Raw genomic sequence first — 25,461 nt, 5'->3', positions numbered from 1 at the left:
CCCGACCCGGCCGGCCGGGTCAGCGGGCCACCTTGAAGTTGAACGCCCCGGTGCCGAGCGCGCCCCAGACGCGCAGCCAGATCGGCAGGATCATTTCGGCGCCGCGCGCGGTGGTGATGTCGCCCAGGTCGATGATGTCCCGGTGCCCAAAGTCCTTCAGCAAACCGGCTACGGTCTCTTTGGCGGCTGCGTCGTTGCCGGAGATGAACACCGAGTGGTCTCCCCCGGCCACACTGGCCGGATCCACCATCACACTGGCGGTCATCGTGTTGAGCGTCTTGACCACCCGGGCTTCCGGGAAGGCGCGCTGGATCTGCTCGCCGAGGCTGTCCGTGTTCACCGGGTTCAACGACGGCGGAAATCCGCGGGAGAAGTCCAGCGGGTTTGCGATGTCCATCAGCACCTTACCGGCCAGGTTCTCTGCGCCCGCTGCTGTCAGCGCCGCGAGGGAGCCTGCGCCGTTGGTGGCATTGACGACGACGTCGGCGCCGGCGCCGGCGTCCGCAAAAGTGCCGACCCCGATTCCGCCATGCGCAGCGTGCCACTCGGAAAAGGGGGCGCCTCCCGTCGCACCAGGCTCGGTCCGGGCCAGCGTCGCCTGCGGGTCTCGGGTTCCAATGACGACGTCGTGCCCCAGGGCGGACAGCGCCGCGGCGATCGTGGGGCCAACGGTTCCGGTACCCAGCACTGCAATCTTCATGGCGTCCTCATTCTCAAAGCGATGGAGTAGACAGGTTGGTCTACTGATGCGCACGACGCTATCAGACAGATCTGTCTACAGCAATCACAGACAGACTTGTCTGTGTACGATTGAGCCATGACGCAGCCAGCAGCCACGGGCAAGCAGGCCGCCCGCACCCCCGCCGGGCAGGCCCGGGAAAAGATCCTGGCCACGGCCTTCCGGCTCTTCTATGCCCACGGGCTCCGGGCCGCAGGCATCGATACGATCATTGCCGAATCGGGCGTCGCGAAAGCCACGTTCTACAAGTACTTCCCGGCCAAGGACGACCTGATCCTGGCCTACCTGGAAAAGGTCGACGCCGTCTGGACCGGGCAGCTCCACGCCGCCGCGGAAGCCGCCGGCCCCGACCCTGCGGCCCGGCTCGTCGGACTGTTTGATGCGCTGACCAGCGCCTGCCGCCGGGACGGGTACCGCGGCTGCGCCTTCATCAACGCCGCCGCCGAGTCCGCCTCCGGGACGCGCGTCCACGAACGGACGGTGGGGCACAAGGAACATGTCCGGACCTGGATCCGCGGTCTGGCCGAGGAGGCCGGCGCCCCGGATCCGGACCAGCTGGCCCGCAGCCTGACCCTGGTGCTCGACGGCGGGCTCGCCAGCGGCGTGCTCGACGCCGATCCGGCGGCGGCCATCGCCGCCCGCGACACCGCGACACAACTTGTGGCCGCAAGCCTCGGGCGCACGGCAGAACCCGGCGGGACCTGAACTCCTGCCGTCCGGCATTCCGGACATTGGCGGTGAACAGACGCCGAACTCTGGACAAATCCCGCCGGCCGCAACGCATTAGCCCTTCCCGCCCGGCGCGTAATGACATATCTTGAAGTGTCTTGACAAAACCTGTCAATTATCTGTGTGCGACCGTTCCCGGCGATCGCCCCGCTTCGAGGAGCTCGCCATGACCCCAGCCCCCAGCCCGGCCGCTGCGACCACAGGACCGGCGACCGCCGCAGCCACGAGACCGGTGGGCGCCGCGCATTCGCGGAATCCGCTAATCGCCGCCGTCGTGATCCTCGGCATGCTGTTCGCCGGCCTCGTGGCACAGTCCGCCGCGGCGCCCGGCTCACAGGCCGCCGCCCCGCTCACCGTGGCCCAGGCCATCGCGACCCAAAACGGCTCCACGGCCGCGGTGACCGGCTACATCGTGGGCCAGCCGACGTCCGCAACCTCAGTGCTCCGCAGCGGCTTCACCTCCGACACCGCCCTTGCGATCGCCGATTCGGCCGCCGAGACAAACACGGCCAAAATGCTCTACGTCCAGGTCACCACGGAGTACCGATCCGGATTTGGCCTGCAGACCACGCCGTCCCTGATGGGCAGGAAAGTGGACGTCACCGGGCAGCTGACGGCCTACTTCTCCCACGCCGGCCTGAAGAGTCCCAGCACCATGGCCCTGTCGGCAACGCCAACGCCCACGCCGACACCCACCCCCACGCCCACATCCGGCGACTACTACGCTCCCGCCGCCGGCAAGACCGGCGCGGCCCTGGAAAGCAGCCTGCACCAGATCATCTCCGTGCAGCAGAAGCTCAGCTATGACCAGGTCTGGGACGCCCTGAAGGACACGGACCAGGACCCGGCCAACAGCAGCAACGTGATCCTGCTGTACACGGGGCGCTCCCAGTCCAAGGCCACCAACGGCGGCGGTGTGGATGATTGGAACCGGGAGCACGTCTGGGCCAAGTCGCACGGGGATTTCGGCACGGCCACCGGCCCGGGAACCGATGTTCACCACCTGAGGCCCACCGATGTAACGGTCAACTCCGCCCGCGGCAACAAGGACTTCGACCTCGGCGGCACACAGTCCACCGAGGCGCCGGGCAATTACACCGACGCGGATTCCTGGGAGCCGCGCAACGCGGTCAAGGGGGACGTGGCCCGGATGATCATGTACATGGCGGTCCGCTATGAAGGCGGTGACGGCTTCGCCGACCTGGAAATGAACAACCTCGTCAACAACGGAACCGCCCCCTACATGGGGAAAATGAGTGTCCTGCTGGAGTGGAACCGGATCGATCCGCCGGACGCCTTCGAACAGCGCCGCAACCAGCGCATCTACGAGCGGTGGCAGGGCAACCGCAACCCGTTCGTGGACCACCCTGAGTACGCCGACGCCATCTGGAACTGACGCTGCTTCCCGCCCCGGCCCGGTAGCGGCGGGCCGGGGCGGGGCCTAGGGTGGTAGCCAACGCCGTTCGCCGCTGGAAGGAACCCGCAAGCATCATGCATCCCGATTCTGACGCCCTGCTCGCCCGCTGGCAGCGCTTCCGGAACAGCCGCAACACGGCCCTGGCCAGCGACTACGGCTGGCTGACGCTGACGTCCTTCCAGTGGCTGGAAGACAAGCCGGCCGCCGTCGAACTCGTGCCCGGTCGCTGGTCCTCGGACGGCACGACGGCGTACCTCACCGCTGCGGCAGCCGACGGGCTCACGCTCGTGGAAACCGGCGAGCCCGTGGACGGCACCATCATCGCCGCACTGTCCGACGAGGAGTCCCTGCTGTGGGTGCAGTACGGCGGCGAGGACGGCCGGCAGGTGGTGGTGGAACTGGCCATGCGCGCCAACAGGTACGCCCTGCGCACCCGGGATTCGACGTCGCCCGTGTTCACCGGGTTCGACGGCGTCCCCACCTTCGACTACCGGCCGGACCTGGTGGTCGAGGCCACCTTTCTTCCCTACCCGGAGCCCGTGGACGTCCCGATCGGCACGGCCAACCCGCTGGTGGGCGGGGTCCACCGCTCCGTGGGCGAACTGGTGTTCCGGCTCCCTGGCAAGGACCACGAGTTCCATCTGCAGGCCGAGGAGGAAAAGCTCGGCGCGCTGACGGTGACATTCCACGACGAGACCAACGGGGAATTAACCGATGAGTGGCGGAAGGTCTCCACGGCCCGGCCCCGCGTCGACTCCCTGGGAAACCGCACCGTCAGCCTGGACTTCAACCGGGCCATCAACTACCCCAGCGCCTTCACCCCGTACGGCACGTGCCCCATGCCGGTGAAGAACAACAGCCTGGACTACCGGATCGAGGCCGGGGAGAAGGAACCCGGGCTGTTCTAGGCGCCCGGGTTCCACGCGCCAGCAGCCGCCCGGCTAGACGATCGCGGAAACCCCCGTCACGGCGCGGCCCACGATGAGCGTGTTGATCTCGAACGAGCCCTCGTAGGTGTAGATCGCCTCGGCGTCGGCGAAAATCTTGGCCATCCGGTAGTCCGTGACAATCCCGTTGCCGCCCAGCAGGGACCGTCCCATCGCCACGGTTTCCCGCATCCGGCCGCTCACATAGGACTTCGCCAGGGCCACCTGCGGCATGTCCGCGGCGCCCTGGTCCTGCAGCTGTGCGATCCGGACCATCATGCCCATGCTCGCCACCGCGTTGCCAAGCATCGTCACCAGCTGCTGCTGGACCAGCTGGAATTTCGCCAGCGGCCGGCCGAACTGCTGGCGCTCGACGGCGTACTGCCGGGCGACGTCGAACGCCGCCAGCTGCTGGCCGACACCCTGCCACGCGACCATGATCCGCGAGCCGCGCAGCAGTTCGTTCGTGTCCTCGAAGCTGTTGATCCCGGCGAAGCGGTCCGCCTCGGCCACCCGGACGTCCTTGAGGACGATGTCCGCGTTCTGCACCGTCCGCAGCGCGATCTTGTTCTCGATCCGGGTCCGGGTCACACCGGGCAGGGTCGCGTCCACGATGAAGCCGCGGATGGCGCCGCCGGCCTCGTCACGCGCCCACACAAGCATGTAGTCGCAGAACGTCCCGTTACCGATCCAGCGCTTGGCGCCGTTGAGCACCCAGGTGTCGCCGCCGTCGGGCCCGCCGCCGGGCACACGCCGGGCGACGGTCTCCATCCCGCCGGCCACATCGGAGCCGTGCTCCGGTTCGGTCAGCGCGAACGCGCCGGTGGTCCGGAGGTTCGCGGCGTCGTCGAGCAGGCGCGCTTTCTGCTCCTCGGAGCCGAAGCCGTAGAGGGACTCGACAAAGAGGTCGTGGTGGACCAGGAAGAAGGTGGCCAAGGAGGTGTCCACGCGGGTGATCTCGGCGATGACCAGCCCGGCGAACAGGTTGCTGTAGCCGCGCTGGGCCGGTGCGCTGAGTTCGAGGGCCGCCAGCTTGGGCAGGATGTGCGCGGGGAACTCGGCTTTGTTCCACCAGTCGCCGGCGAAGGGCGCCACCTCGCGGGCCAGGAACTCCCGCAGTTCGGCGAGCTTCGCCTGTTCCGCAGCGTTGAGCATCGACTCGAAGTCGAAGAAGTCGGCCGTCGGCAGCCCCTCGATGGAGGCAGGCGGCGCGGAAGCTGCAGCCGGGGACTGGGCGAGGCCGGCCCGCATCATTTCGGCCCCATCCGGATGGCACCGTCGAGTCGGATGGTCTCGCCGTTGAGCATGGCGTTCTCCACGATGTGCGCCGCGAGGTTCGCGTACTCCGCCGGCTTGCCCAGCCGGGACGGGTGCGGCACCTGCTGGCCGAGGGAGTCCTGGGCCTCCTGGGGCAGCCCGGCCATCATCGGTGTTTCGAAGATGCCCGGCGCAATGGTGACTACCCGGATCAGCGAGCGCGCCAGTTCGCGGGCGATCGGCAGCGTCATGGCGTGCACCGCACCCTTGGAGGCGGCGTAGGCCGGCTGGCCGATCTGGCCGTCAAATGCGGCGACGGAGGCGGTGTTGATGATGACGCCGCGCTCCGGCCCGCCGAGTTCGGTCCCGGCCGGTTCCGTGGCCGCCATGGCGGCCGCGGCAAGGCGGATGACGTTGAAGGTGCCCACGAGGTTGATCTGGATGACGCGGTTGAAGCTCTCCAGCGGCAGCACGCCTTCGCGGCCCAGGACCTTGCCGGGGGTGGCGATCCCGGCGCAGTTGACCACAATCCGCAGCGGGCCGAGGGCGACGGCGGCGTCGACGGCGGCCTGCACCTCATCTTCGCTGGTGACGTCGGCGGGAACGAAAACCGCCTTATGGGCCGCCTCTTTTCGGTCGCCGGCACCGGGGGCGTCGACATGGACTTCCCCCCAAGCATTCAGTTCGGCGGCAAACGCATCACCGGCGGAGGTTGGCAGGTCCACCAGGACCACGGAGGCGCCGGCGTCGAACAGGCGCCGGGCCGTCGCGGCACCCAGGCCCGAGGCCCCGCCCGTAATCAGCGCGACTGTACCTTTGATGTCCATGCATCCTCCTTGATGTGGAACCGGAACCCGCCGCGGCGCTGGGGCAGCGCCACGAATTTGCAGGGAACATTAGTTAGTGAATGTTAACTGGAATGCGGACTTTCCGCACCTTCACCCCGCGACGCCGCGACGCTCCCGGTCCGGACGCGCAGCCGCCAGTAGGCTGGAGCCATGACCCCAGCAGAAATTTCCACCGCCCCCAACTGGTCGTTCCGGGCAGACGAGGCGGCCCGCTCGGTGACCAGGCTGTTCGGGCAGCGGCTCTTCTTCCTGCCGGGGACGCACATCGCCGCGGTGGTGCGGCCCTCGGGCCGGGTCAAGAACCTCGCCCGGCCCTGGCACTACTGGTGGCAGGCGCACTACGTGGACTGCCTCGTGGACACCGGCCGCCGGGAACTCGGCACCGAGGGCCGTCCCGGAACGCGGTTCGACGGCGAGAACCGCCCCAGCGCCGGCCGGCTCGCCTCCCGGCTGGTCACCGGGATCCGGCTGCGGAATTTCCTGACCTTCGTCAATAACTACTACGACGACATGGCCTGGCTGGCGCTCTCCACGCTGCGGCTGGAGAAACTCGCCGAGGACAGCCGCAAGGCCTCGGGACGCCGCCGCAACGCCAAGGTCCTGCAGAGCCTCACCCTGCAGTTCGATTCCGCGTCCACGGATGACCTGGGCGGCGGCACCTTCTGGAGCAAGAAACGGGACTTCAAGAACACCCCGGCCACGGCGCCCGTGGCGCTCTACTACGCCCGCACCGGCCAGGCCGCGAAGGCGCAGGCGCTGCTGGACTGGCTCGATGCCCGGCTCTTCGACCCCGAACAGGGCCTGTACCAGGACGGCCTGCGGACCGCGCCGGGCGGCGACGTGGTGCTGGAGAGCGCCATCTACACCTACAACCAGGGGCCGGTCCTCGGCGCGCTGCTGGAACTCGGCGGCGACACCAACCTGGCCCGCGCTTCCGCGCTCGTGGCCGCCGTGGCCCGCAACCTCACCCTCCCGGCGCCGCTGATGGGGCGCAGCGCCACGGTGCTGCGCTGCGAGGGGACCGGCGACGGCGGGCTGTTCACCGGCATCCTCGTCCGGTACCTGGCGCTGGCCGCCGTCGACGAACGGCTTCCGCCCGAGGTCCGGAGTACGGCCGCGACACTCGTGAACGACACCGCCGTGGCCTTCTGGGAGGGCCGCCGCATCGTGTCGTCCCAGGAACCCCTGGCGCGCAAGGGCGGCAGGATCCTGTTCTCCGTCCGCCCCGAGCTGCCGGCCCGGCGCAGCTACCCGGCGGGCGCCGCCGTCGAACTTTCCACCCAGCTGCAGGCCTGGATGGTGCTGGAAGCGGCCGCGTCCATTGCCGGAAGGTTTGACCCGACAGCGCCGGACGATGGTGAGCGGGAAACCGCAGCGCCGGAGAAAACAGCGCCTGAGGAGGCGGCGCCGGGCGAGGCGGGCCCGGCGGCGGAATCACCCGCCGCTTCCCAGGCCGGGAATTAAGTCACGCAATAGTTTCGTAATTCATGTGATCCTGATCACTTAAAGTGCTCTCGGCTTGGTTGCTTAGGTTTGGCTAACCTACAGTTTTTCGTAGTGAGCACGCCCTAACTTCCCCGCTCACGGGGGGCTAGGGTTCCTACGAACTTCCTTGCAGAAAGTAGCCCCATGAAGATCCGCAACAATGCGCTGGCCGGTATCGCGCTGGCCGCAACCGCCGCGCTCGGCCTGTCCGCCTGTGGCTCCGGCGCCTCGACTTCCCCCAGCAGCAGCGCCGCCGCTGACGGCAAAATCTCCGGCGAGATCACGGTCTACAACGCCCAGCATGAATCCCTGACGCAGGAATGGGTGGACGCGTTCACCGCGAAAACCGGCGTCAAGGTCACCCTGCGCCAGGGCTCGGACACAGAGATGTCCAACCAGATCATCCAGGAGGGCCAGGCATCCCCGGCCGACGTCTTCCTCACCGAAAATTCCCCCGCCATGGCCCAGGTGGAGAACGCCGGCCTCTTCGCCGACGTCGACAAGGCCACCGTCGACCAGGTGCCCGCCGACTTCCGGCCCTCCACCAACAAGTGGACCGGCATCGCCGCCCGCTCCACCGTGCTGGTTTATGACACGACCAAACTCACCGAGGACCTGCTGCCGAAGTCCATGCTGGACCTGGCCAAGCCGGAGTGGAAGGGCAAGTGGGCGGCTTCGCCGTCCGGCGCCGACTTCCAGGCGATCGTCTCCGCCCTGCTCGAACTCAAGGGCGAAGCCGCCACCGAGGAATGGCTCAAGGGCATGAAGGAGAACTCCAAGGCTTACAAGGGCAACAGCACGGCCATGAAGGCGGTCAACGCCGGCGAGGTCGACGCCGCCCTGATCTACCACTACTACTACTACGGCGACCAGGCCAAGACCGGCGAGAACTCCAAGAATGTCGCCCCGTTCTACTTCAAGAACCAGGACCCGGGCGCGTTCGTCTCCGTCTCCGGCGGCGGGGTGCTGCAGTCCTCGAAGAACGCGGCGGCGGCCCAGGCCTTCGTCAAGTTCATCACCGGCAAGCAGGGCCAGGAGATCCTCCAGAAGGGCAACTCCTTCGAATACGCCATCGCCTCCGATGTCCCGGCGAACGAGAAGCTGGTCCCGCTCGCTGAACTTGAGGCTCCCACGGTGGACCCAGCCAAGCTCAACTCCGCGAAGGTCACCGAGCTGATGACCAAGGCAGGACTGCTGTAACCAGGTGACAACCAAGCTGGCGGCTCCCGGGACTCCCGGAAGCACGACGACGGCGGGCAGGGGCAAACGTCCCCGCCCGCCTTTCGGCGTTTCCGCTTTGTCCGTCCTGGCCGTCCTCATTGCCCTGTTCTCCCTGATCCCACTGGGCTACGTCATCGTGATGACGGCCGCCACGGGGTGGGAAACCGCCGCTGCCCTGATCTTCCGCGAGCGTGTGGGCGAGCTCCTGCTCAATACGGTGCTGCTGACAGCGATCACCGTGCCGCTCTGCCTGGCCCTGGGCGTGGGCGGGGCCTGGCTGGTGGAACGGACCACGCTCCGCGGTCACAAGTGGTGGGCGGTCCTGCTCGCCGCACCGCTGGCCATCCCGGCGTTCGTCAACAGCTACGCCTGGGTCTCCGCTGTCCCGTCACTCGAGGGCCTGTGGTCCGGCGTGCTGATTGCCACTCTCTCCTACTTCCCGCTCGTATACATCCCGGCCGCCGCTACGCTCAGCCGGCTGGACCCGGCCATCGAACAGTCCGCGGCCGCCCTTGGGCTCGGCGCCTGGCGCACGTTCTTCCGGGTGGTGCTGCCCCAGCTGCGCATCGCGATGACCGGCGGCGCGCTGCTCGTGTCCCTGCACCTGCTGGCCGAGTACGGCGCCTTCGCGATGATCCGCTTCGACACGTTCACCACCGCGATCATGGTGCAGTACCAGTCCACCTTCAACGGCACCGCCGGGAACATGCTGGCCAGTGTCCTCGTGTTCCTCTGCCTGATCCTGCTCCTGATTGAAGTCCGCAGCCGCGGCAGTGCCCGGTACGCCAAGATCGGCTCGGGCGCCCAGGCCGGTGCCCTGCGTCTTCGGTTGCACGCCTACCACCTTCCGGCCCAGCTGTTCCTGGTCGCGCTCACGGCGTTGGCCTTCGGACTTCCGCTGACCTTCGTGCTGCGCTGGATTGTTGCCGGCGGCCCGGAGATCTGGGCCGCGGACGAGTTCCTGCCGGCCCTGCTGCAAACCCTCATGTACGGCCTCGCCGGGGCCTTGGCCACCACCGTTGTCGCGTTCCCGATGGCGTACCTGGCCGTGCGGCACCCCAGCTGGTTCAGCAAGGCCCTGGAGCTGTCCAACTACATCACCAGCTCCCTGCCGGGGATCGTTGTGGGCCTGGCCTTCGTGACGGTCAGCATCAAGGCGGCCCCGGACCTGTACCAGACGTCGGCGCTGCTGATCGCGGCCTACGTGTTGCTCTTTCTGCCGCGGGCGCTGGTCAACATCCGCTCTGGCCTGGCCCAGGCGCCGAAAGAACTCGACGAGGCCGCCCAGGCGCTCGGCAAACCGCCGCTGCTGGCGTTCCTCCGGGTCACGCTGCGGCTCACCGCCCCGGCCGCCGCGGGCGGTGCCGCCCTGGTGTTCCTGGCGATCGTGAATGAACTCACCGCGACCCTGCTGCTCTCCCCCAACGGAACCCGGACGCTCGCCACCGAATTCTGGAGCAAGAGCAGCGAAATCGACTACGCCGGCGCCGCACCCTACGCCCTGCTGATGATCCTGATTTCGGCACCGATGACCTACCTTCTCTTCCAGCAGTCCAAGAAAGCAGCGGGACAGTGACCGACTACAGCCCCTCCCGGCTCCCGGAACCGCGGATCGCCGCCTCCGTGGCCACCAGCACCAACAGCCATTTGGAAATCGACTCCGTCACCAAGACCTTCGGCTCCCAGGCCGTCCTCCAGGGAGTCAATCTTTCGGTGGCCAAAGGCGGCACGACGGCGATCGTAGGCCCCTCCGGCTCCGGTAAGACCACACTGCTGCGCCTGATCGCCGGATTTGAGCACCCGGACAGCGGCAGCATCTCGCTCAGCGGCGGCAAAGTGGCCGGCGGAGGTGTCTGGGTCCCGGCGCACAAACGCCACGTCGGCTACGTGGCGCAGGACGGTGCACTCTTCCCGCATCTGAACGTCGGGCAGAACATCTCCTTCGGCCTCGACGCCGCCAAGCTCCCCGGCGGGCACCGCGGCGTGAAGTCCCGGGTGGCCGAACTGCTGGAGATGGTCTCGCTGGACCCCGCCATGGCCAAGCGCCGCCCGCACCAGCTCTCCGGCGGGCAGCAGCAGCGGGTGGCACTGGCCCGCGCCCTCGCCCGCGAACCGGAACTGATGCTGCTGGACGAACCGTTCTCCGCCCTGGATGCCGGACTGCGCGTGGCCACGCGCCGGGCCGTGGGCAAAGTGCTCCATGACGCCGGTGTCACCACCATCCTGGTCACCCATGACCAGGGCGAGGCGCTGTCCTTCGCGGACCAGGTGGCGGTGATGCGCGGCGGGCGGCTGGCGCAGATCGGCAACCCCTTCATCGTCTACACGCGCCCCGCGGACCGCGCCACCGCGGAATTCCTGGGCGACGCCGTCATCCTCGACGCGTGGATGGAAGGCTCGCTGGCCACCTGTTCCCTGGGCGGCATCCCCGTGCGCAGGCCCCCGGCGCAGGGCCGGGTCCAGCTTATGCTCCGCCCGGAACAGATCCGGATCGCCGAGGACGGCCCCATCCGCGGCGTCGTTGTGGACACGGATTACTTCGGGCCGGAAACCACTGTGCGGCTCAAGCTCGCCGTCCCGCCCGTCCTCGCGGCCGGTGCCGTGGCCGACCACCGCTATCCCGGCGGCGGCGAAATCATCACCATCCGGCACTGGAACGCCTCGATCGCCCGCCCCGGCACGGAGCTGTGCCTCCGCGTCGTCGGCGAAGCAGTGGCGTTCCCGGTGGATGATCTGCCGCCGGCCTAGCCGCCGGAGAAGATAAATTCCTCGTTCTGCTGAGCGCCGTACGGCACCGCCCTCTCCGGGGAGGAACCAATCATTCAGTCCATCCCACAGGCGGCAGACCAATTCACCGGCTACTCCTGCACATTGGTCCGCCACCGCTCCCAGCTCGCCCGGGAGAGCAGTGTCCGCTATGCAGCCCAATGGACCATTCGGCCCTATTTGCCAGGTTCATAAAGTCCAGCGGGTGCCGTCTCCAGCCGTACGTGTCTCGAAACCCTAGGGATTCGGGACACGGAAGTTATGAGACACAGGTGGTGGTTGGTGCCGGAGACTCCGGGGGGCTTCGGTGTGTCTGGGTCTGTTTTGGGTGATCGGAAAGTACCTGAATTGGTTCAGGCTGCGCGTCGGGCGAAGGATCGGCTGAATCCTTGTCCGGATTGCACCAGGTTCCGGGCGCTGCGGATTCTTGCGCTCTCGTAGTTGAGCAGTGCTGTGGTGGTGGTGCCGGAGTCTGTGATGGCGTTGGCAATGGTTTCGGCGTCGTAGAGGGATTCGGCGAAGCCGCTGCCTGTCATGGGGGTTGGCACGTGGGCGGCGTCTCCGACGATGGCGACCCGGCCGTTGGCGAGTCGTGCGGGGACGTATTCGGCGATGGGTGTGCCGATGACGGCTCGCCGTTCGATGCTGTCGAGGATCGCATCTTTCCAGGGTGAGGGAAACAGCTCCCGGGCCTGTGCGGCGAGTTCCAGGTAGGTCGCATTCGGGATACCGGCGGGCATGAGCGAGTGCCGCACCACGGAGCCGTTGACGCTGCCAGTGGAGCGGAGCAGTCCGTTTCTGCTGGAGTCGTACCAGGCCCAGCCCAGGCGGCGTGATCCTGGCGCGGGGGAACCGTCGGCGCCCGGGAGGGGGTAGCCAAGCAGCGTGTTGTCATTGTCGCCAAGGAACGCGACGTCTTGTGGCCAGCGCCCGGCCCTGATGGCTGATTCGTCGGCGATGCCGATCCATATGACGTAGCCGGCGAAGGTGGCATCGGGGTGTTCCGGTGCGATGTGCCGGCGAACGGTGCTGCGGTGGCCGTCGGCCCCGATCACGATGTCCGCAGTGATTCTTTCTTTGTCCGAGGTGAGGATCCACGCGGAATGTGCATCCTGGCCGACCTTGCGCACGGTGGTGTTTTGGCGGAGCTCGATGAGGGGGTTTGTTTCTATGGCCGCGCGGAGTGCGCCGTGGACGGCGAACCAGGTCTGGATCCCGGGGGCGAGGGGCTGGGGCACGTGGGCGGTGGGGAGGCCGGTGATGCGTTCGAGGAGGCCGTCCTGGACGTGGAGGGCAGCTCCGGTGCGGCCGGTGTCATCGGAGCGTTCGAGCAAGGTGACGTGGACGCCGGTCCTGGAGAGCGTCAGGGCAGTCATGAGCCCGGCGAGGGACGCCCCGACAACGAGAGCCGTACCGGGTGACCTGGGCTGCTCCGTGGGTTTGGTGGTGGGGCGGCTGTCTGCGCGCACGCGGGTCTCCTGTCTCCTGTGGGGGTGGGGTGTTGGTTTTGGTGCTGTGGCCCGCTCTGGTCGCGGGCCACAGCGAGGGGTCAGGCTTTGCCGGCGTGGACGGCGGTCATGCCTCCGTCGACGACGAGGTCGATGCCGGTGATGTAGCTGCTGGCGTCGGAGGCGAGGAAGATCACGGCGTCGCCGATGTCTTCGGCGGTGCCGACCCGGCCTGCGGGGACTTCGGGGGTGACGAGGTCGACGTATTCCTGGACCTGAATTTCTGTCATGCCCAGCTCGGTGGTGTAGGCCTCGGTGGGGATGACGCCGGGGCTGACACCGTTGACGCGGATCCGGCGGTGCTTGAGGTCGGTTGTCCAGCTTTTGGCGAAGGATCGTACCGCGGCTTTGGTGGCGGCGTAGACGCTGAAGTCCTTGAGTCCCATGTCGGCGGTGATGGAGGTGTTGATGATGATGGAGCTTCCGTCGCGCAGCATCGGCAGCATGGCCTGGACGGTGAACAGGACGCCTTTGACGTTGACGCCGAATTGCCGGTCGAAGTCTTCGGTGGTGATCTGTTCCAGGGGGATGGGGTGGCCGCCGCCGGCGTTGGCGAAGATGGTGTCCAGCCCGCCATGTTCCTGGCGGATGAGCTCCGCGAGCTGGTCCATGTCGGCTTTGTTTGTGACGTCCGCGCGGACGGCGCGGGCACGTCCGCCGATGTCTGCGGCCACCTTCTCGAGGGGTTCGAGGTTCCGGCCTGTGACGTAGACGAACGCGCCTTCATCGGCCAGGCGTCGGGCTGTGCCCCGGCCTATGCCTGTGCCGGCGCCGGTGACGAGGGCGATTTTGCCTTCCAACTGCATGCTGTGTTCCTTCTTGCTCGGTTTGTTCTTCAGAAGAGTGTGATGCCGGTCAGTTCGGCGAGTTTGTCGGTGAACCTGTCCTGGAAGTCCGGGTCTGTGACTTCCGGTGCCGGCGTCCGCTGTCGGCGGTGGTGCCAGTAGTTGCCGGAGACCAGGGCGGCGGGGTCATTGCTGACGGCGAGCCAGCTTTGGGTGTCGTGGCCCATGGCCAGATCGTCCGGCGCGCCGGGGCCGCCCATCTTGGTGGGCACCCAGCCAGGGTCTACCGAGTTGCTGAGCACCGTGGGCCAGTGGCGGGCCACGGCGGCGGACAGTGCCGAGACGTGGAGCTTGCTCTCGGAGTAGGCGGCGCCGGCGTCCCAGCCCCGCCTGGTCCAGTCGATGTCCTGCAGGTCTGCGGTGGCACTGTGGTGCATGCCGCTGCTGACGTAGATCAACCGGTCCGGCCGTTCGATCAGGGCGGTGAGGATGTAGGGGGCGAGCACGTTGACGGCAAGCGTCCGGGAACGCCCCTCCGGGGTGGCAATACGTTGCCGTGAGAGGTAGACGCCGGCGTTATGGATGATGGCGTCCATCCGCCCGTGCTTGTTGACCTGCCCGGCAAGGTCCCGGGTTTCGACGGCGCTGGACAGATCACCGATCACGATCCCGGCAGCCTGCGGGGCGAGGTCATCCAGGGCTGTGGCGCGTTCCCGGGTGCGGGCATGAAGCAGGATCTCGTGGCCGGCGTTGATAAGGGTGCGGGCGTTGGCGAGGCCGAGCCCGTCGGTTGAGCCGGTGATGAAGATGCGGGCCATGTTGGCGGTCTTTTTCCTTAGGGTGGCGGGCCCGGGCGGGACGGTCAAGCGCCCCGCCCGGGTCCGTCTGTTTTAAGCGGGGATCGGGAACCCGTAGTTCTCGAGGGTCAGTGAGTCGGGGTCAGGGCCGCCGCGCACGCCGGTGTCGAGTGCATCGATGGCAGCGACCTCCTCCGAGGTGAGCGTGAAGTCGAAGACGTCGAAGTTCTCGGCGATGCGGTGGGCCTTGACGGACTTCGGGATGGCGGAGAAGCCGTGCTCGAGGTGCCAGCGGAGGATGACCTGGGCCGGGGTCTTCGCGTATTTCGCGGCGATCTCTGTGATGACGGGGTCCTCGAGCGGGTTCTTCTCGTAATCGCCGTAGATGTAGGAGCCGCCGATGGGTGACCAGGACTGGGTGAGGATGCCGTGGCGTGTGTTGGCCGCCCGCCATTCAGGCTGGGAGTAATACGGGTGGACCTGGATCTGGTTCACGGCGGGCACCACGCTGGTGCGGGCGATGAGTTCCTCGAGCTGGGCCGGGGTCTGGTTGGAGACACCGATGGCACGGACTCGGCCGTCGGTGAGGAGCTTTTCGATCGCCTGGTAGGCGGCGATGGTCTTCTCGAAGTCTGCGGCGAGGGGCTGGTGCAGCAGCAACAGGTCGACCTGGTCGTCGCCGAGTTTGCCGATGCTCTTCTCGAAGCCGCGCAGGGCTTCGTCGTAGCCGTAATCGCTGATCCAGAGCTTGGTCTCGATGAAGATCTCCGACCGGTCGACGCCGGATTGGCGGATGCCCTCGCCGACCTCGCGTTCGTTGAAGTACGCCGCGGCGGTGTCGATCAGACGGTAACCGGCCCGCAGCGCGGCGTCGACCGCGGCTGTGGTGTCTTCCGGTGAGCTCTGGTAAACGCCCAGGCCCAGGGCAGGCATCTGGACACCATTGTTCAAGGTGACGTACGGGTTCTTTTCAGGCATGATTCTTCTCTTCCTTCGTGGCGTCTAGGACTGGTTGTTGAAGATGCTCTTGGCGACGTTCATCGCGGAGACGGCCTTGGGCCAGCCCGCGTAGAACGCCAGATGGGTGATGGCTTCCTTGATCTCGGTCTCGGTGAGGCCGTTTTGGATGCCGTAAGGGATGTGCCAGTTCAGCTGGTCGATGTTTCCGGCGGCGATGAGGCCGGCGATCGTGGCGAGGCTCCGATCACGAGGAGAGAGTCCCTCGCGTTCCCAGACGTCCCCGAAGAGCACGTCGTCGGTGAGGGAGACGAGCTTCGGGGCGAAGCCGCCGAACATCTTTTCCATGTCGGATTGCGTGTTCTCGTCGGTCATGAGTGACTCCTCAGGCGTCGTGGGCGAGGTGGATGGAGAGTTCGCGGTGGGCGTCGATCTGGGCGAGGATGTCGCGGGCTTTCTGTTCGATGACGGCAACGGCGTCGGCTCCTGCAACCCATCGCAGCGGGGGGTGGTCCTCGCCGGCGATCCTGACGAGGGCGGTGCCGAGCTTTTCGGGGTCACCGGCTTGTTGGCCGTTCATCTCCCGCCATCCAGGGATGGTCGCTGCGGTGCGGGCGGCGTAGTCATCGATGGAAAGTTCGGCCCAGATGGTGGAGGCGTCCTCGACAAGAAGCTCGGTGCGGAAGAAGCCGGGCTCCACGATGGTGGTCCGGATCCCGTAGGGTTCCAGATCGTAGCGAAGCGATTCCATCCATCCTTCAACAGCGAACTTGCTGGTGGCGTACGCGGCGATGAACTCGCCGCCTACGATGCCTGCCTGCGAGGAGATCGTGATGATGTGGCCGCTGCGCTGTTTGCGCATGACGGGCAGGACGGCGCGGGTGACGTTCATGGGTCCGAACAGGTTCGTTTCGAGCTGGGAGCGGACCTGCGCGTCGCTGGTTTCCTCGAAGTACCCGGCGTAGAAGTTCGCGGCGTTGTTCACCAGGACATCGATGCGTCCGAACCGCTCGATCGCTGCGGCCGTAGCTGCTTCGGCGTCCTCGGGCTTCGTGAGGTCAAGCTTCACAATGAGCAGGTCTTCCGATGTGCCGAGGGCGTTCCCTACAGCGCCGGTGTTACGGCCGGTCGCGACGACCCGGTGGCCCGCGGCGAGGGCGGCTTTGGCGATGTCGACTCCCATGCCGCGGCCCGCGCCGGTGATCATCCAGACTTGGTTGTTCTCAGTCATTGGTATTCCTCTGGTGGTTGGGGTGGCTGTTGGGATGGCCGGGCTCAGACCAGGACGTCGTGATCGAGCTCCGCGGCGGCGACGTGGCCGGCGGTTTCGGCTGCCGGGGCCGGGGTGGTGGTCCGGGTGGCGCGCATGAGGGCCAGGATGACCAGCGGGATCAGGCCAAGGATGGCCATGGCTGCGCCGACCGTTGCCGGGCCCGTGGCACCGAGGGTGGAGTCGAGGGCGACGCCGGCGAACCAGGTCGCCGCGGCGATGCCGACGTTGAACGCGGAGACGGTCAGGGCTGCGGCAAGGGAGGGGCCGGAGTGCCCGAAGCGGACGGCCAGCGGGGTGGCGATGGCGGTGACGCCCATGCCGGTGAAGCCGAGCAGGATGACCAGCACGATGGTCGGCACGACGAAGGTGGAGAGCGGGATCAGCATCAGGAGCACCAGGGCTGAGCCGCCGCCGATGGCGAAGTACGTGGCGAGCGGTTTGCGGTCCCCGGTCCGCCCGGCCACAACGGTACCGAGCAGGGCGCCGATGCCGAAGCCAACGAGCAGCAGCGGCACGGCCGCTTCGGAGATGCCGGTGCGTTCGGTCAGGAGCGGAGAGATGTAGGAGTAGGCGGCGAGGAATCCTCCGGAGACCAGCGCGGTCGCCGCCAGGACGAGCCACAGCTTGCCCTCGCGCAGCACGCCGAGCTGGGAGCGGAGGGTGATGGCTTCCTGGTGGTCTTCGGCGGGAGCGAACTTGCCGATGACCACGGCCGCAATGGCGGCGAGGATGGCCAGTGCCCAGAAGATGCCGCGCCAGCCGATGGCCTGGCCGATGAAGGAGCCCAGAGGCACGCCTGCCACGATCGCCAGGCCCATGCCACTCATCATCACGCCCATGGCGCGGGAAGCGTTCGCGGGGCCGGCAGCGGAGGTGGCCACGACAGCGGCGATGGACAGGAAGGCACCGGTGGCCAGGGCGGTAATGACGCGGGCGATCAGCACGACTTCGAACGCCGGGCTCAGGGCGGCAACGATGTGGCCGACCGCGAAGATCAGCAGGGACAGGATAAGGGTGAGGCGTTTGGGCAGGCGCATGGTCGCGACGGAGATGGTGGGGGCACCGACGATCATGCCGATGGCAAACGCGGTAATCAGCAGCCCAGCCTGCGAGACGCTGACACCGAGGTCTGAGGCCATGTTGGGCAGCAGGCCCGCGATGACGAACTCGGTGGTGCTCATCAGGAACGTGCCGATGGCCAGGAGCAGCACAACAAGCGGCAGCCTGGCTTTCTTGGTGGTGGAGGGCATGGAGTAAACCTTCGCTTCGAGGGGGATGTGGTCGGCGTTTGATCGCCGTCTATATCTACGAGACCACGCTCCATACGGGCGTAAACAGACCCGCCTAAGCCATGTACTGACAGGGCATGGTTACGGCCCAGCCCTCCGGCATACCGTTGAAGGCATGAGCATCCGAGATGACATTCAGGAGTTCCTGACCTCCCGCCGGGCCAGGCTGACGCCCGAGCAGGTTGGCCTGCAGTCTTATGGCCGGCGGCGGGTGCCGGGGCTGCGCCGGGAAGAGGTTGCGATGCTCGCCCAGGTCAGCGTCGAGTACTACAGCCGGCTCGAGCGCGGAAACCTCAGTGGCGTCTCCGAGAGCATCTTCGAGTCCCTGGTCCAGGCCCTGCGCCTCAACGACGTCGAGGAGCGGCACCTAAGGGACCTGATCCGCGCGTCGGAGAACAGTGTCCGCTCCCGGCGCCCCCGGGCTTCGGAGCAGCGCGTCCGGCCCACCGTGCAGCGGATGCTTGACGCCATGACTGACTTGCCCGCGGTCGTGCAGAACGGCAGGCTTGACATCATCGCGGCCAATCGGATGGGCCGGGCACTCTACGCGGCCCAGTTCGACACCGCGATCCTGCCGCCGAACCAGGCCCGGTTCATCTTCCTGGATCCCCGAGGGAGGGACTTCGCACCCGAGTGGGACCGCGCGGCGAATGAATGCGTCGCCATGCTGCGGGCCGCGGCCGGACGAGACCCGCACGACCGTCAGCTCTCTGACCTCGTCGGAGAGCTTTCCACCCGCAGTGATGAATTCCGGCTGCGGTGGGCAGCGCACAACGTCCACCAGCACAAAAGCGGATCAAAACGCATCCACCTCCCCGCCGTGGGAGAACTCACTCTGGACTTCGAAGTCCTGGAACTCACGGCCGATCCCGGCCTGATGCTCATCACGTTCAGCGCCGAACCCGGAACGCCATCCCACGACGCCCTGCAGCTGCTCTCCAGCTGGGCCGCAACCCAGCAGAGCACCGACTCCGCGGCCGCAACACCCCAAAACCCCTAGCTGCCCCCAGCACCGCCAGGACCATGGCGGGACTCCACGAATGTCGCCGCCGGAACCCGTCGCCTCACACCACCGATTGCACCTGCCCCGCCCTGGGTCTCGTGCGCCGTTGAAAGGACACATTATGGAGTACACACGTCTGGGCCATTCCGGCCTGAAAGTCAGCCGCATCGCCCTTGGAGGGATGAGTTTTGGTGATTCCTCCCGCGGATTCACCGACTGGGCGCTGGATGACGACGCGGCCGAGCCGATCTTCCGGCAGGCGGTCGAGCTGGGCATCACGTTCTGGGACACCGCAAACATCTATGGATTCGGTACCGCCGAGGAAATCATGGGCCGGGCAATCACGAAATACACCCGCCGCGAGGACGTCGTCCTCGCCACCAAAGTGATGTTCAAAATGCACGACGGACCCGGCGGTGCCGGCCTCTCACGCAAAGCGATCATGGAACAAATCGATGCCTCCCTCACCCGGCTAGGCACCGACTACGTCGATCTCTACCAGATCCACCGCTTCGATCCCGAGACCCCGGTCGAGGAAACCATGGAAGCCCTGCACGATCTTGTGAAGGCTGGCAAGGTCCGCTACATCGGCGCTTCCGCGATGTGGGCCTGGCAGTTCGCCAAAATGCAACACGCCGCGGATCTGCACGGATGGACCCGGTTCGTGTCCATGCAGGACCAATACAGCCTCATGCACCGTGAAGAGGAACGCGAAATGTTCGGACTCCTCACCGACCAAGGCGTAGGCAGCATCCCCTACAGCCCCCTCGCCAAAGGACGACTCGCCCGCCCATGGGGCGGCAACACCACACGGTCCGCCAACGACCCAGTAGCCGAACGCAGCTTCAGCGCCGCCGACAAACCCATCGCCGACGCAGTCCAAAAAATCGCAGAAGAACGCGGAATCCCCATGGCACACGTCGCCCTCGCCTGGGTGCTGAACAACCCCGTCGTAACCGCACCGATCGTCGGCGCCACCAAGGAACACCACCTCCCCGACGCCGTCGCCGCCCTCGACGTGCACCTGACAGACGAAGAGATCAAAACCATGGAAAAGCCCTACACCCTCCGGATGCCCGTCGGCTACTGACCGCAGGCCTCGGGTCTGACCTCGCGGCCATCTGACTCCTGGCGTCTCAAAACCCATGAGATACGAGGCGTCTCACTGATCGAAATGACTGTCGAAGGCAGACCCCCAAACTTTCGTGGGATCGTGCAGGTCCGTCCGCGGCCGGGGATTCTCGCAACTATGTTTCATAACCTTCTGGTCGAATCGGAATGCTCACCGTTAGTTATGAGACACACCGAGGGCAGGCTGTGACGCGGTTGATCGGCTATGCCCGCGTTTCAACACGGCAGCATTCCACTGACCGGCAGCTGGCAGATCTTCTGGCCGCCGGCGTGAGACACGACGACCTCTAGATTGCTCACGGTGCCCCGGGCCCGAGCTTCGCGCCCGCACTTCGATCAGGCCCTCCATGCGCTATGGGATAGCGACACCCTCGTCATGACGACCTCCCGGCCTAGCGCAGGGCGACATCGTTCCCGCTTCCGCTCCCACGGGGCTTGGAAAGACCGCGTCGAACCTGACCAACCCCGTCAACCGGCGACCTCGGGCCGCAAGACCCCGCGCCGCGCCTGACGTTGTCTTTATTTTTTGCCCGGTGCCCCACCCCCGCGGGGTCCGTTGAGCCGGTCCTGCTCCCGGCATAGGGTGGGGCGCATGACAGTTCAGCCAGCGCTCCACCGCCAGCACTGCTCCATTGCCGCGCCCACCCAGCTGTGGCTTGACGCCGACGGGCGGCTGGCCGGCGTCCCCGGCGCCCCGGGCTCCTCCGGCGCCGCAGGCTCCTCCAGCGCCGCGGGCGGCGGCTGGTTCACGGGCCTGCTTCATGGGGACACCCGTATGCTGTGCCGGGCGGAGGTCCGGGTGAACGGCATGGAGCCCGAGCCCGCCACGGTCGAGGCAGAGGCCGGCGGCGTGCTGCGCGTGCGTGGGCTGGTCCGTGGCATCCCGGGGCCCACCGAGGACCCCGCCGTCGAACTGGTCCAGACCTGGACGGTCACGCCCGGCGTGGTCCGGCACTCCCTGCACCTGGCTACCTCCCTCGAATCCCTCGACGTGGAGTTAGAAATCCAGCTCGCCGCGGACTTCACCGACATGGCCGCTATCCGGCTGAGCCGCTTCCGGGATCCCTCCGAGCCGTTCTCGGCTGACGATTCGACGCTGCGCTGGCGCGACGGCGGACGGACGCTGACCGTCGCGGCCCCCGGCAGCGTCACCGCCGGCGAAAAACTCGTCTGGCGCGGCACCGCGGGGCGGGGGCGCCCGTTCGAGGCGGAATGGCAGGCCGTGCTGGCCGACAGCGACGACGCCGTTGTGGCGGCCCGGCCGCCGGCGGCGCGCCGGGTCCGCGCCGAGCCGTCCGGCGCCCTGGGCCTGCTGCTGGACAATGCCCTGGACGAGCTCGCGGGTCTCCGCCTGGCAACCCGGAAGCTTCCCGACGCGCCGTTCCTCGCCGCGGGGGCGCCCTGGTATTTCACCTTGTTCGGACGTGACTCGCTCTGGGCCGCGCGGATGCTCCTTCCGCTCGACGCCGGACTCGCCGCCGGAACGCTGCGCACCCTGGCAGCGTTCCAGGGCACCGGCCACGACCTCGGCGCCGCCGAGGAACCCGGCAAGATCCTGCACGAGCTCCGGTCCAAGGAGCTGGTGCTGGAGAGTCAGGGCCTGCGCCTGCCGCCGGTGTATTACGGCGCGGTGGATTCCACCCCGCTATGGCTGTGCCTGCTGGCCGAGCTCGGCCAGGCCGGGCTGGACGACGCAACGGTCCGTTCGCTGCTGCCCAGCGCGGCGCATGCGGTGGAATGGCTGCTGGCCGCCGTAGGCGCGCCGGGCAGCCCGAACAGCGGGTTCCTCAGCTATCAGGACGCCACGGGCCATGGCCTCAGCAACCAGGGCTGGAAGGATTCCGGGGACGCCATGCAGTTTCGTGACGGCCGCCAGGCGGACGGCCCGATCGCGCTGTCCGAGGTTCAGGGCTACGCTTACCAGGCCGCCGTAGACACGGCCGATCTCTTCGACGCGTACGGCGAACCCGGCGGCCAGGCGCTGCGGGACTTTGCCGAAGCGCTGCAGCAGAATTTCCGCGAGCGCTTCTGGGTGGAGGACGACGGCGGGCCGTTCCCTGCCATGGCCCTCGACGGGCACGGCGATCCCCTGGACATCCCGGGATCCAACATGGGGCACCTGCTCGGCACCGGCATCCTGGACGCCTCCGAGGCCCGCCTCGTGGCGGACCGGCTCCTGAGCCCCGACCTGTTCTCCGGCTACGGGGTGCACACGATTTCCCGGCGGGCCGCCGGCTTCTGGCCCTTCAGTTACCACTGCGGTTCGGTCTGGAGCCACGACACCGCGATCGCGGTCCGGGGGCTGCTCGCGGAGGGTTTCCTGGCCGAAGCCCGGACCATCGCCGAGGGGCTGCTGGCCGCGTCCGGCGCCTTCGGCCACCGCCTGCCGGAACTGTTCGCGGGTATCACGGCGGAGGAGGCGGGGCACGCGGTGCCGTATCCGGCGTCGTGCCATCCGCAGGCGTGGTCCTCAGCGTCCGCCGTGGTGATCGCCCAGGCCATGGGCGTCGGGTTCTAGGGTCCACGGGCCAGGGGCCGCGGGCGGCGGTCGGGATGACGGGGGCGGTCAGGGCGCCGGGGGACGTTTCTTCTGCGGGTAGGGCGTCTCGTGCCGGGCGAGCATCTCGACGAATCCCGCGATCCTCTTCTCCCGGGTGGCGGCCCGCTTGACGCCGTTGGTCCGGTAGATCAGGGCGAACCTGTTCACCGAAGTCAGGACGTCGAACATCGCCTGCGCCCGCGGCTCGGCCGCGATGGCCGCCGCCAGGTCCGCCGGCACTTCCGCCGCCGCCGCGCCGGAGTAGGCAACTTCCCAGCGGCCGTCCGCTTTGGCGCTGTCGACGGCGGCACGTCCCGCGGGAGCCATGCGGCCCGCGGCTTCCAGTCGCCCGATCCGCTCCACGTTCCGGGCGGACCACACACTTTTGGGTCCCCGGCGGGTCATCCGCTGGAACGAGCTCTCGTCATCGCGACGCCGTCCCTGCCCGTCGATCCAGCCGAAACACAGGGCTTCCTGCAGCGCGGCCTCGTAATCCAGCTCCGTCACGGCACCGCCCTTCTTGTGCAGCACCAGCCAGACGCCGGGACTCTCTGCGTGGTGTTCCTCCAGCCAGGCGCGCCACTGCGCGGCGTCCTTCACCAGCAGTTCCTCGAGTTCAGCAGCCATGGCACCATTGTGCTCCGCACCGGCCCCTTTCCGGCCGCTTTGGTGGGACGATATCCCTAAGAGCCTGAGTCCGTTCCAACCTTGAGGAGCAACGATGCTGCGTGTCCGCCCGATCCACTTCACCTCCCGTCTTGATGAATGGGAGCGGCTACTCACCGGCCTGGGCCTGGTCAAGACCGTTGACGAGCCCACCTGGCGGGAGTTCGACGCCGGCTCCGGCCGCATTGCCCTCCACGTCGCCGAACAGGGCTCGCCCGAGGACGGCACCACCTCCCTGGGCGTCGAGGTGGGAGACCTGAAGGAGTTCGCCCGCCGGACCAAGGAGGCGGGGGCCGCCGGCTCCACCACGTCCGGCGGCACCACCGCGGAACTCATCGAGGCGGACCATGGTCCGTCCTGCCGCATCACGGCCGCGGACGGTTTCAGTTTCCTGGCCGATCCGGCCACCCGCGCCGCCGATGGCAGCTGGGGCGGGTCACCGGAGGCGGACCCGGGCGTCGCCGTCGTCGGCGTCTGGTTCTCCGAAGACGCCGTCGCCGCGGCGCAAACCCTGCGCAACATCGGTGCCAGGCCCCGCCCCGTCCCGGGCAGCGGCGGTTCCGCCGCCGGGGATGCCGACACGGCCGAATCGGAGGCCTTCACGGCGAAAAACGGCGGGGTCCTGATGGTCGGCGCGGGAACCGGGGCCGGCAGCGCGGGCCTGGGCTTCGAATACGCCGGTGACCTTGGCGCCCTGCGTCAGCGCCTTGAGGAGGCCGGGCACGAAGCGGCGGTCATCGAGGAGGCTGCCGTCCCCACCCTTCACGTGGCCAACCCCGATGCGGGCGGTACCGCCGCCCGGCCGCCGCTCTGGATATCCGGGGCGCCGGCTGCCGGGTGAGGACGCGGTGCGGGGTCAGTCCTCAAGCGCCCCGTTGCACAGGCGGTTGACCACTTCGGTGAGCATGGTCAGCCCGGCCACGAGGTCCTCATCCGTGGTGTATTCGTGCTCGTTGTGGGAGATCCCGTCCACACTGGGCACAAAGAGCATCACGGTGGGCACGAGGTCCTTCATGTTGGTCGAATCGTGGCCGGCCAGGGTCATCACCTGCTTGTTCGACAGGCCCAGGTCCGCCGCGACCTTGGCCGCCAGCTCCACCCCCTCGGGCTGATAGGGCGTCACGGGCCAGGAGTGGCCGTGGTTGCGTTCGACGGTGACGTTCGCCAGCCGCTCTATCTCGGGAATCCGCGCGTGCAGCAAGGCGTCCGCCTCGGCAAGGACCGCTTCATCGGCGCTGCGCAGGTCCAGGAGCAGGTTTACCCGGGACGGCACCACAACGGGCGAGTTGGGGTAGACGGTCAGCTGCCCCACGGAGGTGTGCAGCACACCGGGAAAAGCGTCGGCGAGTTCCCGGGCGGCGACCACCATCATGGAGGCGCCCAGCAGTGCGTCTTTCCGGTCCGCGATCACGGTGGAGCCCGTATGGGCCTGCTCGCCGTGGACCACGAACTCGTATTTGTTGGCCGCCCAGTTCGAGCTCACCAGGCCGATCGTGATCCCTTCGCGCTCCATGCTGCGGCCCTGTTCGATGTGGATTTCGGCGCAGTAGGCTGCTTCGGGGCCCTCGTAGCTGCCCCGGCAGCCGATCGCGTCCAGGGCGTCGCGGACCGAGACTCCGGCCGCGTCCGTGGTGGCCAGCGCGGTCTCGAGTGCGAGTTTTCCGGTGTAGACGGACGAACCCATCATGGACGGCTTGAAGCGGGAGCCTTCCTCGTTGAACCAGTTGACCACCGCGATGTTGAACCGGGGCTGCCCGGCGGGTCCGGCCGCGGCCCACTGCTCCACGAGCCGGAACGCCGCGTGGGCCGCGGCGAGCACGCCGTACGCGCCGTCGTAGCGTCCCGCCGTCGGCTGGGAATCCATGTGCGAGCCCACCACCACGTACGGGGCCCCCGGCACGGCCTCGTAGAGTCCCCACTGGTTGCCGGCCCGGTCGAATTTGACGGTGAACCCCCGGGCCTCCAGCAGGCCGGTGAGCCATTGCCGCTGCTCGCCGTCCGGCACGCTGGCGGCCTGCCGTTCCACGCCGCCGTTCGCAGTAGCGCCGAATTCGCTCATGATGTGGAAGTCCCGCACGAAGGCGGCGTCGCGGGTGCTGAAGCTGGTCTGGGTGGTCACGGTGTT

General features: G+C 67.6%; 23 protein-coding genes and 1 pseudogene. 12 read left to right on the top strand and 12 right to left on the bottom strand.

Going from position 1 to position 25,461, the window contains the following annotated elements; genetic code table 11:
* Positions 1 to 19 precede the first annotated feature (19 nt).
* Entirely contained in the window at positions 20 to 700 is a 681-nt protein-coding gene (locus FS787_RS12330) for an NADPH-dependent F420 reductase (RefSeq protein ID WP_144672699.1), read from the bottom strand.
* Positions 701 to 817: 117 nt separating this feature from the next.
* Here FS787_RS12330 and FS787_RS12325 point away from each other — a divergent pair, with 117 nt between their 5' ends.
* The 3 genes from FS787_RS12325 (at position 818) to FS787_RS12315 (ending at position 3,793) form a co-directional block, all read left to right on the top strand.
* Positions 818 to 1,444, top strand: a complete 627-nt coding sequence (locus tag FS787_RS12325; protein WP_144672698.1) for a TetR/AcrR family transcriptional regulator — start codon at positions 818 to 820, stop codon at positions 1,442 to 1,444.
* Positions 1,445 to 1,634: 190 nt separating this feature from the next.
* On the top strand, positions 1,635 to 2,864 hold the full coding sequence (locus FS787_RS12320) for an endonuclease (RefSeq protein WP_260982531.1): 1,230 nt from the start codon (positions 1,635 to 1,637) through the stop codon (positions 2,862 to 2,864).
* A 95-nt stretch (positions 2,865 to 2,959) separates the two neighbouring features.
* Positions 2,960 to 3,793: a DUF1684 domain-containing protein gene (locus FS787_RS12315; protein WP_144672697.1), complete on the top strand. Its 834-nt coding sequence runs from the start codon at positions 2,960 to 2,962 to the stop codon at positions 3,791 to 3,793.
* 33 nt (positions 3,794 to 3,826) lie between these two features.
* Here FS787_RS12315 and FS787_RS12310 read toward each other — a convergent pair whose 3' ends face one another.
* On the bottom strand, positions 3,827 to 5,062 hold the full coding sequence (locus FS787_RS12310; RefSeq protein ID WP_395940346.1) for an acyl-CoA dehydrogenase family protein: 1,236 nt from the start codon (positions 5,060 to 5,062) through the stop codon (positions 3,827 to 3,829).
* Positions 5,062 to 5,895, bottom strand: a complete 834-nt coding sequence (locus tag FS787_RS12305) for an SDR family NAD(P)-dependent oxidoreductase (protein WP_144672696.1) — start codon at positions 5,893 to 5,895, stop codon at positions 5,062 to 5,064. The genes FS787_RS12310 and FS787_RS12305 overlap by 1 nt, the downstream gene beginning before the upstream one ends.
* A 171-nt stretch (positions 5,896 to 6,066) precedes the next feature.
* Here FS787_RS12305 and FS787_RS12300 point away from each other — a divergent pair, with 171 nt between their 5' ends.
* The 5 genes and pseudogenes from FS787_RS12300 to FS787_RS12280 all read left to right on the top strand — a co-directional run.
* On the top strand, positions 6,067 to 7,380 hold the full coding sequence (locus tag FS787_RS12300) for a glycoside hydrolase family 76 protein (protein WP_144672695.1): 1,314 nt from the start codon (positions 6,067 to 6,069) through the stop codon (positions 7,378 to 7,380).
* A 165-nt stretch (positions 7,381 to 7,545) separates the two neighbouring features.
* Positions 7,546 to 8,601 (top strand): iron ABC transporter substrate-binding protein, encoded by a 1,056-nt coding sequence (locus tag FS787_RS12295; protein ID WP_144672694.1) that lies wholly within the window; start codon positions 7,546 to 7,548, stop codon positions 8,599 to 8,601.
* Positions 8,602 to 8,605: 4 nt separating this feature from the next.
* Positions 8,606 to 10,198 (top strand): iron ABC transporter permease, encoded by a 1,593-nt coding sequence (locus tag FS787_RS12290; RefSeq protein ID WP_186329182.1) that lies wholly within the window; start codon positions 8,606 to 8,608, stop codon positions 10,196 to 10,198.
* Positions 10,195 to 11,370, top strand: a complete 1,176-nt coding sequence (locus FS787_RS12285; protein ID WP_186329181.1) for an ABC transporter ATP-binding protein — start codon at positions 10,195 to 10,197, stop codon at positions 11,368 to 11,370. The genes FS787_RS12290 and FS787_RS12285 overlap by 4 nt, the downstream gene beginning before the upstream one ends.
* Positions 11,371 to 11,427: 57 nt before the next feature.
* Positions 11,428 to 11,583 (top strand): annotated as a pseudogene (locus FS787_RS12280) (DUF4193 family protein); the annotation flags it as partial.
* A gap of 158 nt (positions 11,584 to 11,741) precedes the next feature.
* Here the strand turns inward: FS787_RS12280 and FS787_RS12275 are convergent.
* The 7 genes from FS787_RS12275 to FS787_RS12245 all read right to left on the bottom strand — a co-directional run bounded on the left by FS787_RS12275 (position 11,742) and on the right by FS787_RS12245 (position 17,958).
* Positions 11,742 to 12,857: an FAD-dependent monooxygenase gene (locus FS787_RS12275; RefSeq protein WP_222124071.1), complete on the bottom strand. Its 1,116-nt coding sequence runs from the start codon at positions 12,855 to 12,857 to the stop codon at positions 11,742 to 11,744.
* A gap of 80 nt (positions 12,858 to 12,937) precedes the next feature.
* Complete coding sequence (locus FS787_RS12270; protein WP_144672693.1) at positions 12,938 to 13,702, bottom strand: SDR family NAD(P)-dependent oxidoreductase; 765 nt, start codon at positions 13,700 to 13,702, stop codon at positions 12,938 to 12,940.
* A 29-nt stretch (positions 13,703 to 13,731) separates the two neighbouring features.
* Positions 13,732 to 14,499 (bottom strand): SDR family NAD(P)-dependent oxidoreductase, encoded by a 768-nt coding sequence (locus tag FS787_RS12265; protein WP_144672692.1) that lies wholly within the window; start codon positions 14,497 to 14,499, stop codon positions 13,732 to 13,734.
* A gap of 72 nt (positions 14,500 to 14,571) precedes the next feature.
* On the bottom strand, positions 14,572 to 15,456 hold the full coding sequence (locus FS787_RS12260) for an aldo/keto reductase (protein ID WP_144672691.1): 885 nt from the start codon (positions 15,454 to 15,456) through the stop codon (positions 14,572 to 14,574).
* 24 nt (positions 15,457 to 15,480) lie between these two features.
* Entirely contained in the window at positions 15,481 to 15,810 is a 330-nt protein-coding gene (locus FS787_RS12255; protein ID WP_144672690.1) for a carboxymuconolactone decarboxylase family protein, read from the bottom strand.
* A gap of 10 nt (positions 15,811 to 15,820) precedes the next feature.
* Positions 15,821 to 16,666, bottom strand: coding sequence for an SDR family oxidoreductase (locus FS787_RS12250; protein WP_144672689.1), 846 nt, complete (start codon positions 16,664 to 16,666; stop codon positions 15,821 to 15,823).
* Between the two features lie 44 nt (positions 16,667 to 16,710).
* The gene (locus FS787_RS12245) at positions 16,711 to 17,958 is read right to left on the bottom strand and encodes an MFS transporter (RefSeq protein ID WP_144672688.1); all 1,248 of its coding nucleotides are present in this window, start codon (positions 17,956 to 17,958) and stop codon (positions 16,711 to 16,713) included.
* Between the two features lie 154 nt (positions 17,959 to 18,112).
* Here FS787_RS12245 and FS787_RS12240 point away from each other — a divergent pair, with 154 nt between their 5' ends.
* The 3 genes from FS787_RS12240 to FS787_RS12225 all read left to right on the top strand — a co-directional run bounded on the left by FS787_RS12240 (position 18,113) and on the right by FS787_RS12225 (position 22,649).
* Complete coding sequence (locus tag FS787_RS12240; RefSeq protein ID WP_144672687.1) at positions 18,113 to 18,997, top strand: helix-turn-helix transcriptional regulator; 885 nt, start codon at positions 18,113 to 18,115, stop codon at positions 18,995 to 18,997.
* Positions 18,998 to 19,121: 124 nt separating this feature from the next.
* The gene (locus FS787_RS12235) at positions 19,122 to 20,090 is read left to right on the top strand and encodes an aldo/keto reductase (RefSeq protein WP_144672686.1); all 969 of its coding nucleotides are present in this window, start codon (positions 19,122 to 19,124) and stop codon (positions 20,088 to 20,090) included.
* 633 nt (positions 20,091 to 20,723) lie between these two features.
* Complete coding sequence (locus FS787_RS12225) at positions 20,724 to 22,649, top strand: glycogen debranching N-terminal domain-containing protein (RefSeq protein WP_144672685.1); 1,926 nt, start codon at positions 20,724 to 20,726, stop codon at positions 22,647 to 22,649.
* 48 nt (positions 22,650 to 22,697) lie between these two features.
* Here the strand turns inward: FS787_RS12225 and FS787_RS12220 are convergent, their stop codons facing one another.
* On the bottom strand, positions 22,698 to 23,297 hold the full coding sequence (locus FS787_RS12220; RefSeq protein WP_144672684.1) for a YdeI family protein: 600 nt from the start codon (positions 23,295 to 23,297) through the stop codon (positions 22,698 to 22,700).
* Between the two features lie 94 nt (positions 23,298 to 23,391).
* Here FS787_RS12220 and FS787_RS12215 point away from each other — a divergent pair, with 94 nt between their 5' ends.
* Positions 23,392 to 24,177, top strand: coding sequence for a VOC family protein (locus FS787_RS12215; protein ID WP_144672683.1), 786 nt, complete (start codon positions 23,392 to 23,394; stop codon positions 24,175 to 24,177).
* A 15-nt stretch (positions 24,178 to 24,192) separates the two neighbouring features.
* Here FS787_RS12215 and FS787_RS12210 read toward each other — a convergent pair whose 3' ends face one another.
* Complete coding sequence (locus FS787_RS12210; protein WP_144672682.1) at positions 24,193 to 25,455, bottom strand: M20 family metallo-hydrolase; 1,263 nt, start codon at positions 25,453 to 25,455, stop codon at positions 24,193 to 24,195.
* Positions 25,456 to 25,461 lie beyond the last annotated feature (6 nt).

Source organism: Arthrobacter sp. U41 (assembly GCF_007679325.1).
Taxonomy (GTDB): Bacteria; Actinomycetota; Actinomycetes; order Actinomycetales; family Micrococcaceae; genus Arthrobacter.
Note: the sequence above shows the minus strand (reverse complement) of the source record. Positions and strands in the feature narration are given on the sequence as shown.

Excerpts from the sequence above, each read along its gene's own strand:
- FS787_RS12325 (WP_144672698.1), top strand. The coding sequence starts at position 818 with ATGACGCAGCCAGCAGCCACGGGCAAGCAGGCCGCCCGCACCCCCGCC.
- FS787_RS12220 (WP_144672684.1), bottom strand. The coding sequence starts at position 23,297 with ATGGCTGCTGAACTCGAGGAACTGCTGGTGAAGGACGCCGCGCAGTGG.
- FS787_RS12310 (WP_395940346.1), bottom strand. The coding sequence starts at position 5,062 with ATGCGGGCCGGCCTCGCCCAGTCCCCGGCTGCAGCTTCCGCGCCGCCT.
- FS787_RS12265 (WP_144672692.1), bottom strand. The coding sequence starts at position 14,499 with ATGGCCCGCATCTTCATCACCGGCTCAACCGACGGGCTCGGCCTCGCC.
- FS787_RS12240 (WP_144672687.1), top strand. The coding sequence starts at position 18,113 with ATGAGCATCCGAGATGACATTCAGGAGTTCCTGACCTCCCGCCGGGCC.
- FS787_RS12235 (WP_144672686.1), top strand. The coding sequence starts at position 19,122 with ATGGAGTACACACGTCTGGGCCATTCCGGCCTGAAAGTCAGCCGCATC.
- FS787_RS12260 (WP_144672691.1), bottom strand. The coding sequence starts at position 15,456 with ATGCCTGAAAAGAACCCGTACGTCACCTTGAACAATGGTGTCCAGATG.
- FS787_RS12300 (WP_144672695.1), top strand. The coding sequence starts at position 6,067 with ATGACCCCAGCAGAAATTTCCACCGCCCCCAACTGGTCGTTCCGGGCA.
- FS787_RS12305 (WP_144672696.1), bottom strand. The coding sequence starts at position 5,895 with ATGGACATCAAAGGTACAGTCGCGCTGATTACGGGCGGGGCCTCGGGC.
- FS787_RS12330 (WP_144672699.1), bottom strand. The coding sequence starts at position 700 with ATGAAGATTGCAGTGCTGGGTACCGGAACCGTTGGCCCCACGATCGCC.
- FS787_RS12295 (WP_144672694.1), top strand. The coding sequence starts at position 7,546 with ATGAAGATCCGCAACAATGCGCTGGCCGGTATCGCGCTGGCCGCAACC.
- FS787_RS12250 (WP_144672689.1), bottom strand. The coding sequence starts at position 16,666 with ATGACTGAGAACAACCAAGTCTGGATGATCACCGGCGCGGGCCGCGGC.
- FS787_RS12215 (WP_144672683.1), top strand. The coding sequence starts at position 23,392 with ATGCTGCGTGTCCGCCCGATCCACTTCACCTCCCGTCTTGATGAATGG.
- FS787_RS12245 (WP_144672688.1), bottom strand. The coding sequence starts at position 17,958 with ATGCCCTCCACCACCAAGAAAGCCAGGCTGCCGCTTGTTGTGCTGCTC.
- FS787_RS12315 (WP_144672697.1), top strand. The coding sequence starts at position 2,960 with ATGCATCCCGATTCTGACGCCCTGCTCGCCCGCTGGCAGCGCTTCCGG.
- FS787_RS12225 (WP_144672685.1), top strand. The coding sequence starts at position 20,724 with ATGACAGTTCAGCCAGCGCTCCACCGCCAGCACTGCTCCATTGCCGCG.
- FS787_RS12255 (WP_144672690.1), bottom strand. The coding sequence starts at position 15,810 with ATGACCGACGAGAACACGCAATCCGACATGGAAAAGATGTTCGGCGGC.
- FS787_RS12270 (WP_144672693.1), bottom strand. The coding sequence starts at position 13,702 with ATGCAGTTGGAAGGCAAAATCGCCCTCGTCACCGGCGCCGGCACAGGC.
- FS787_RS12320 (WP_260982531.1), top strand. The coding sequence starts at position 1,635 with ATGACCCCAGCCCCCAGCCCGGCCGCTGCGACCACAGGACCGGCGACC.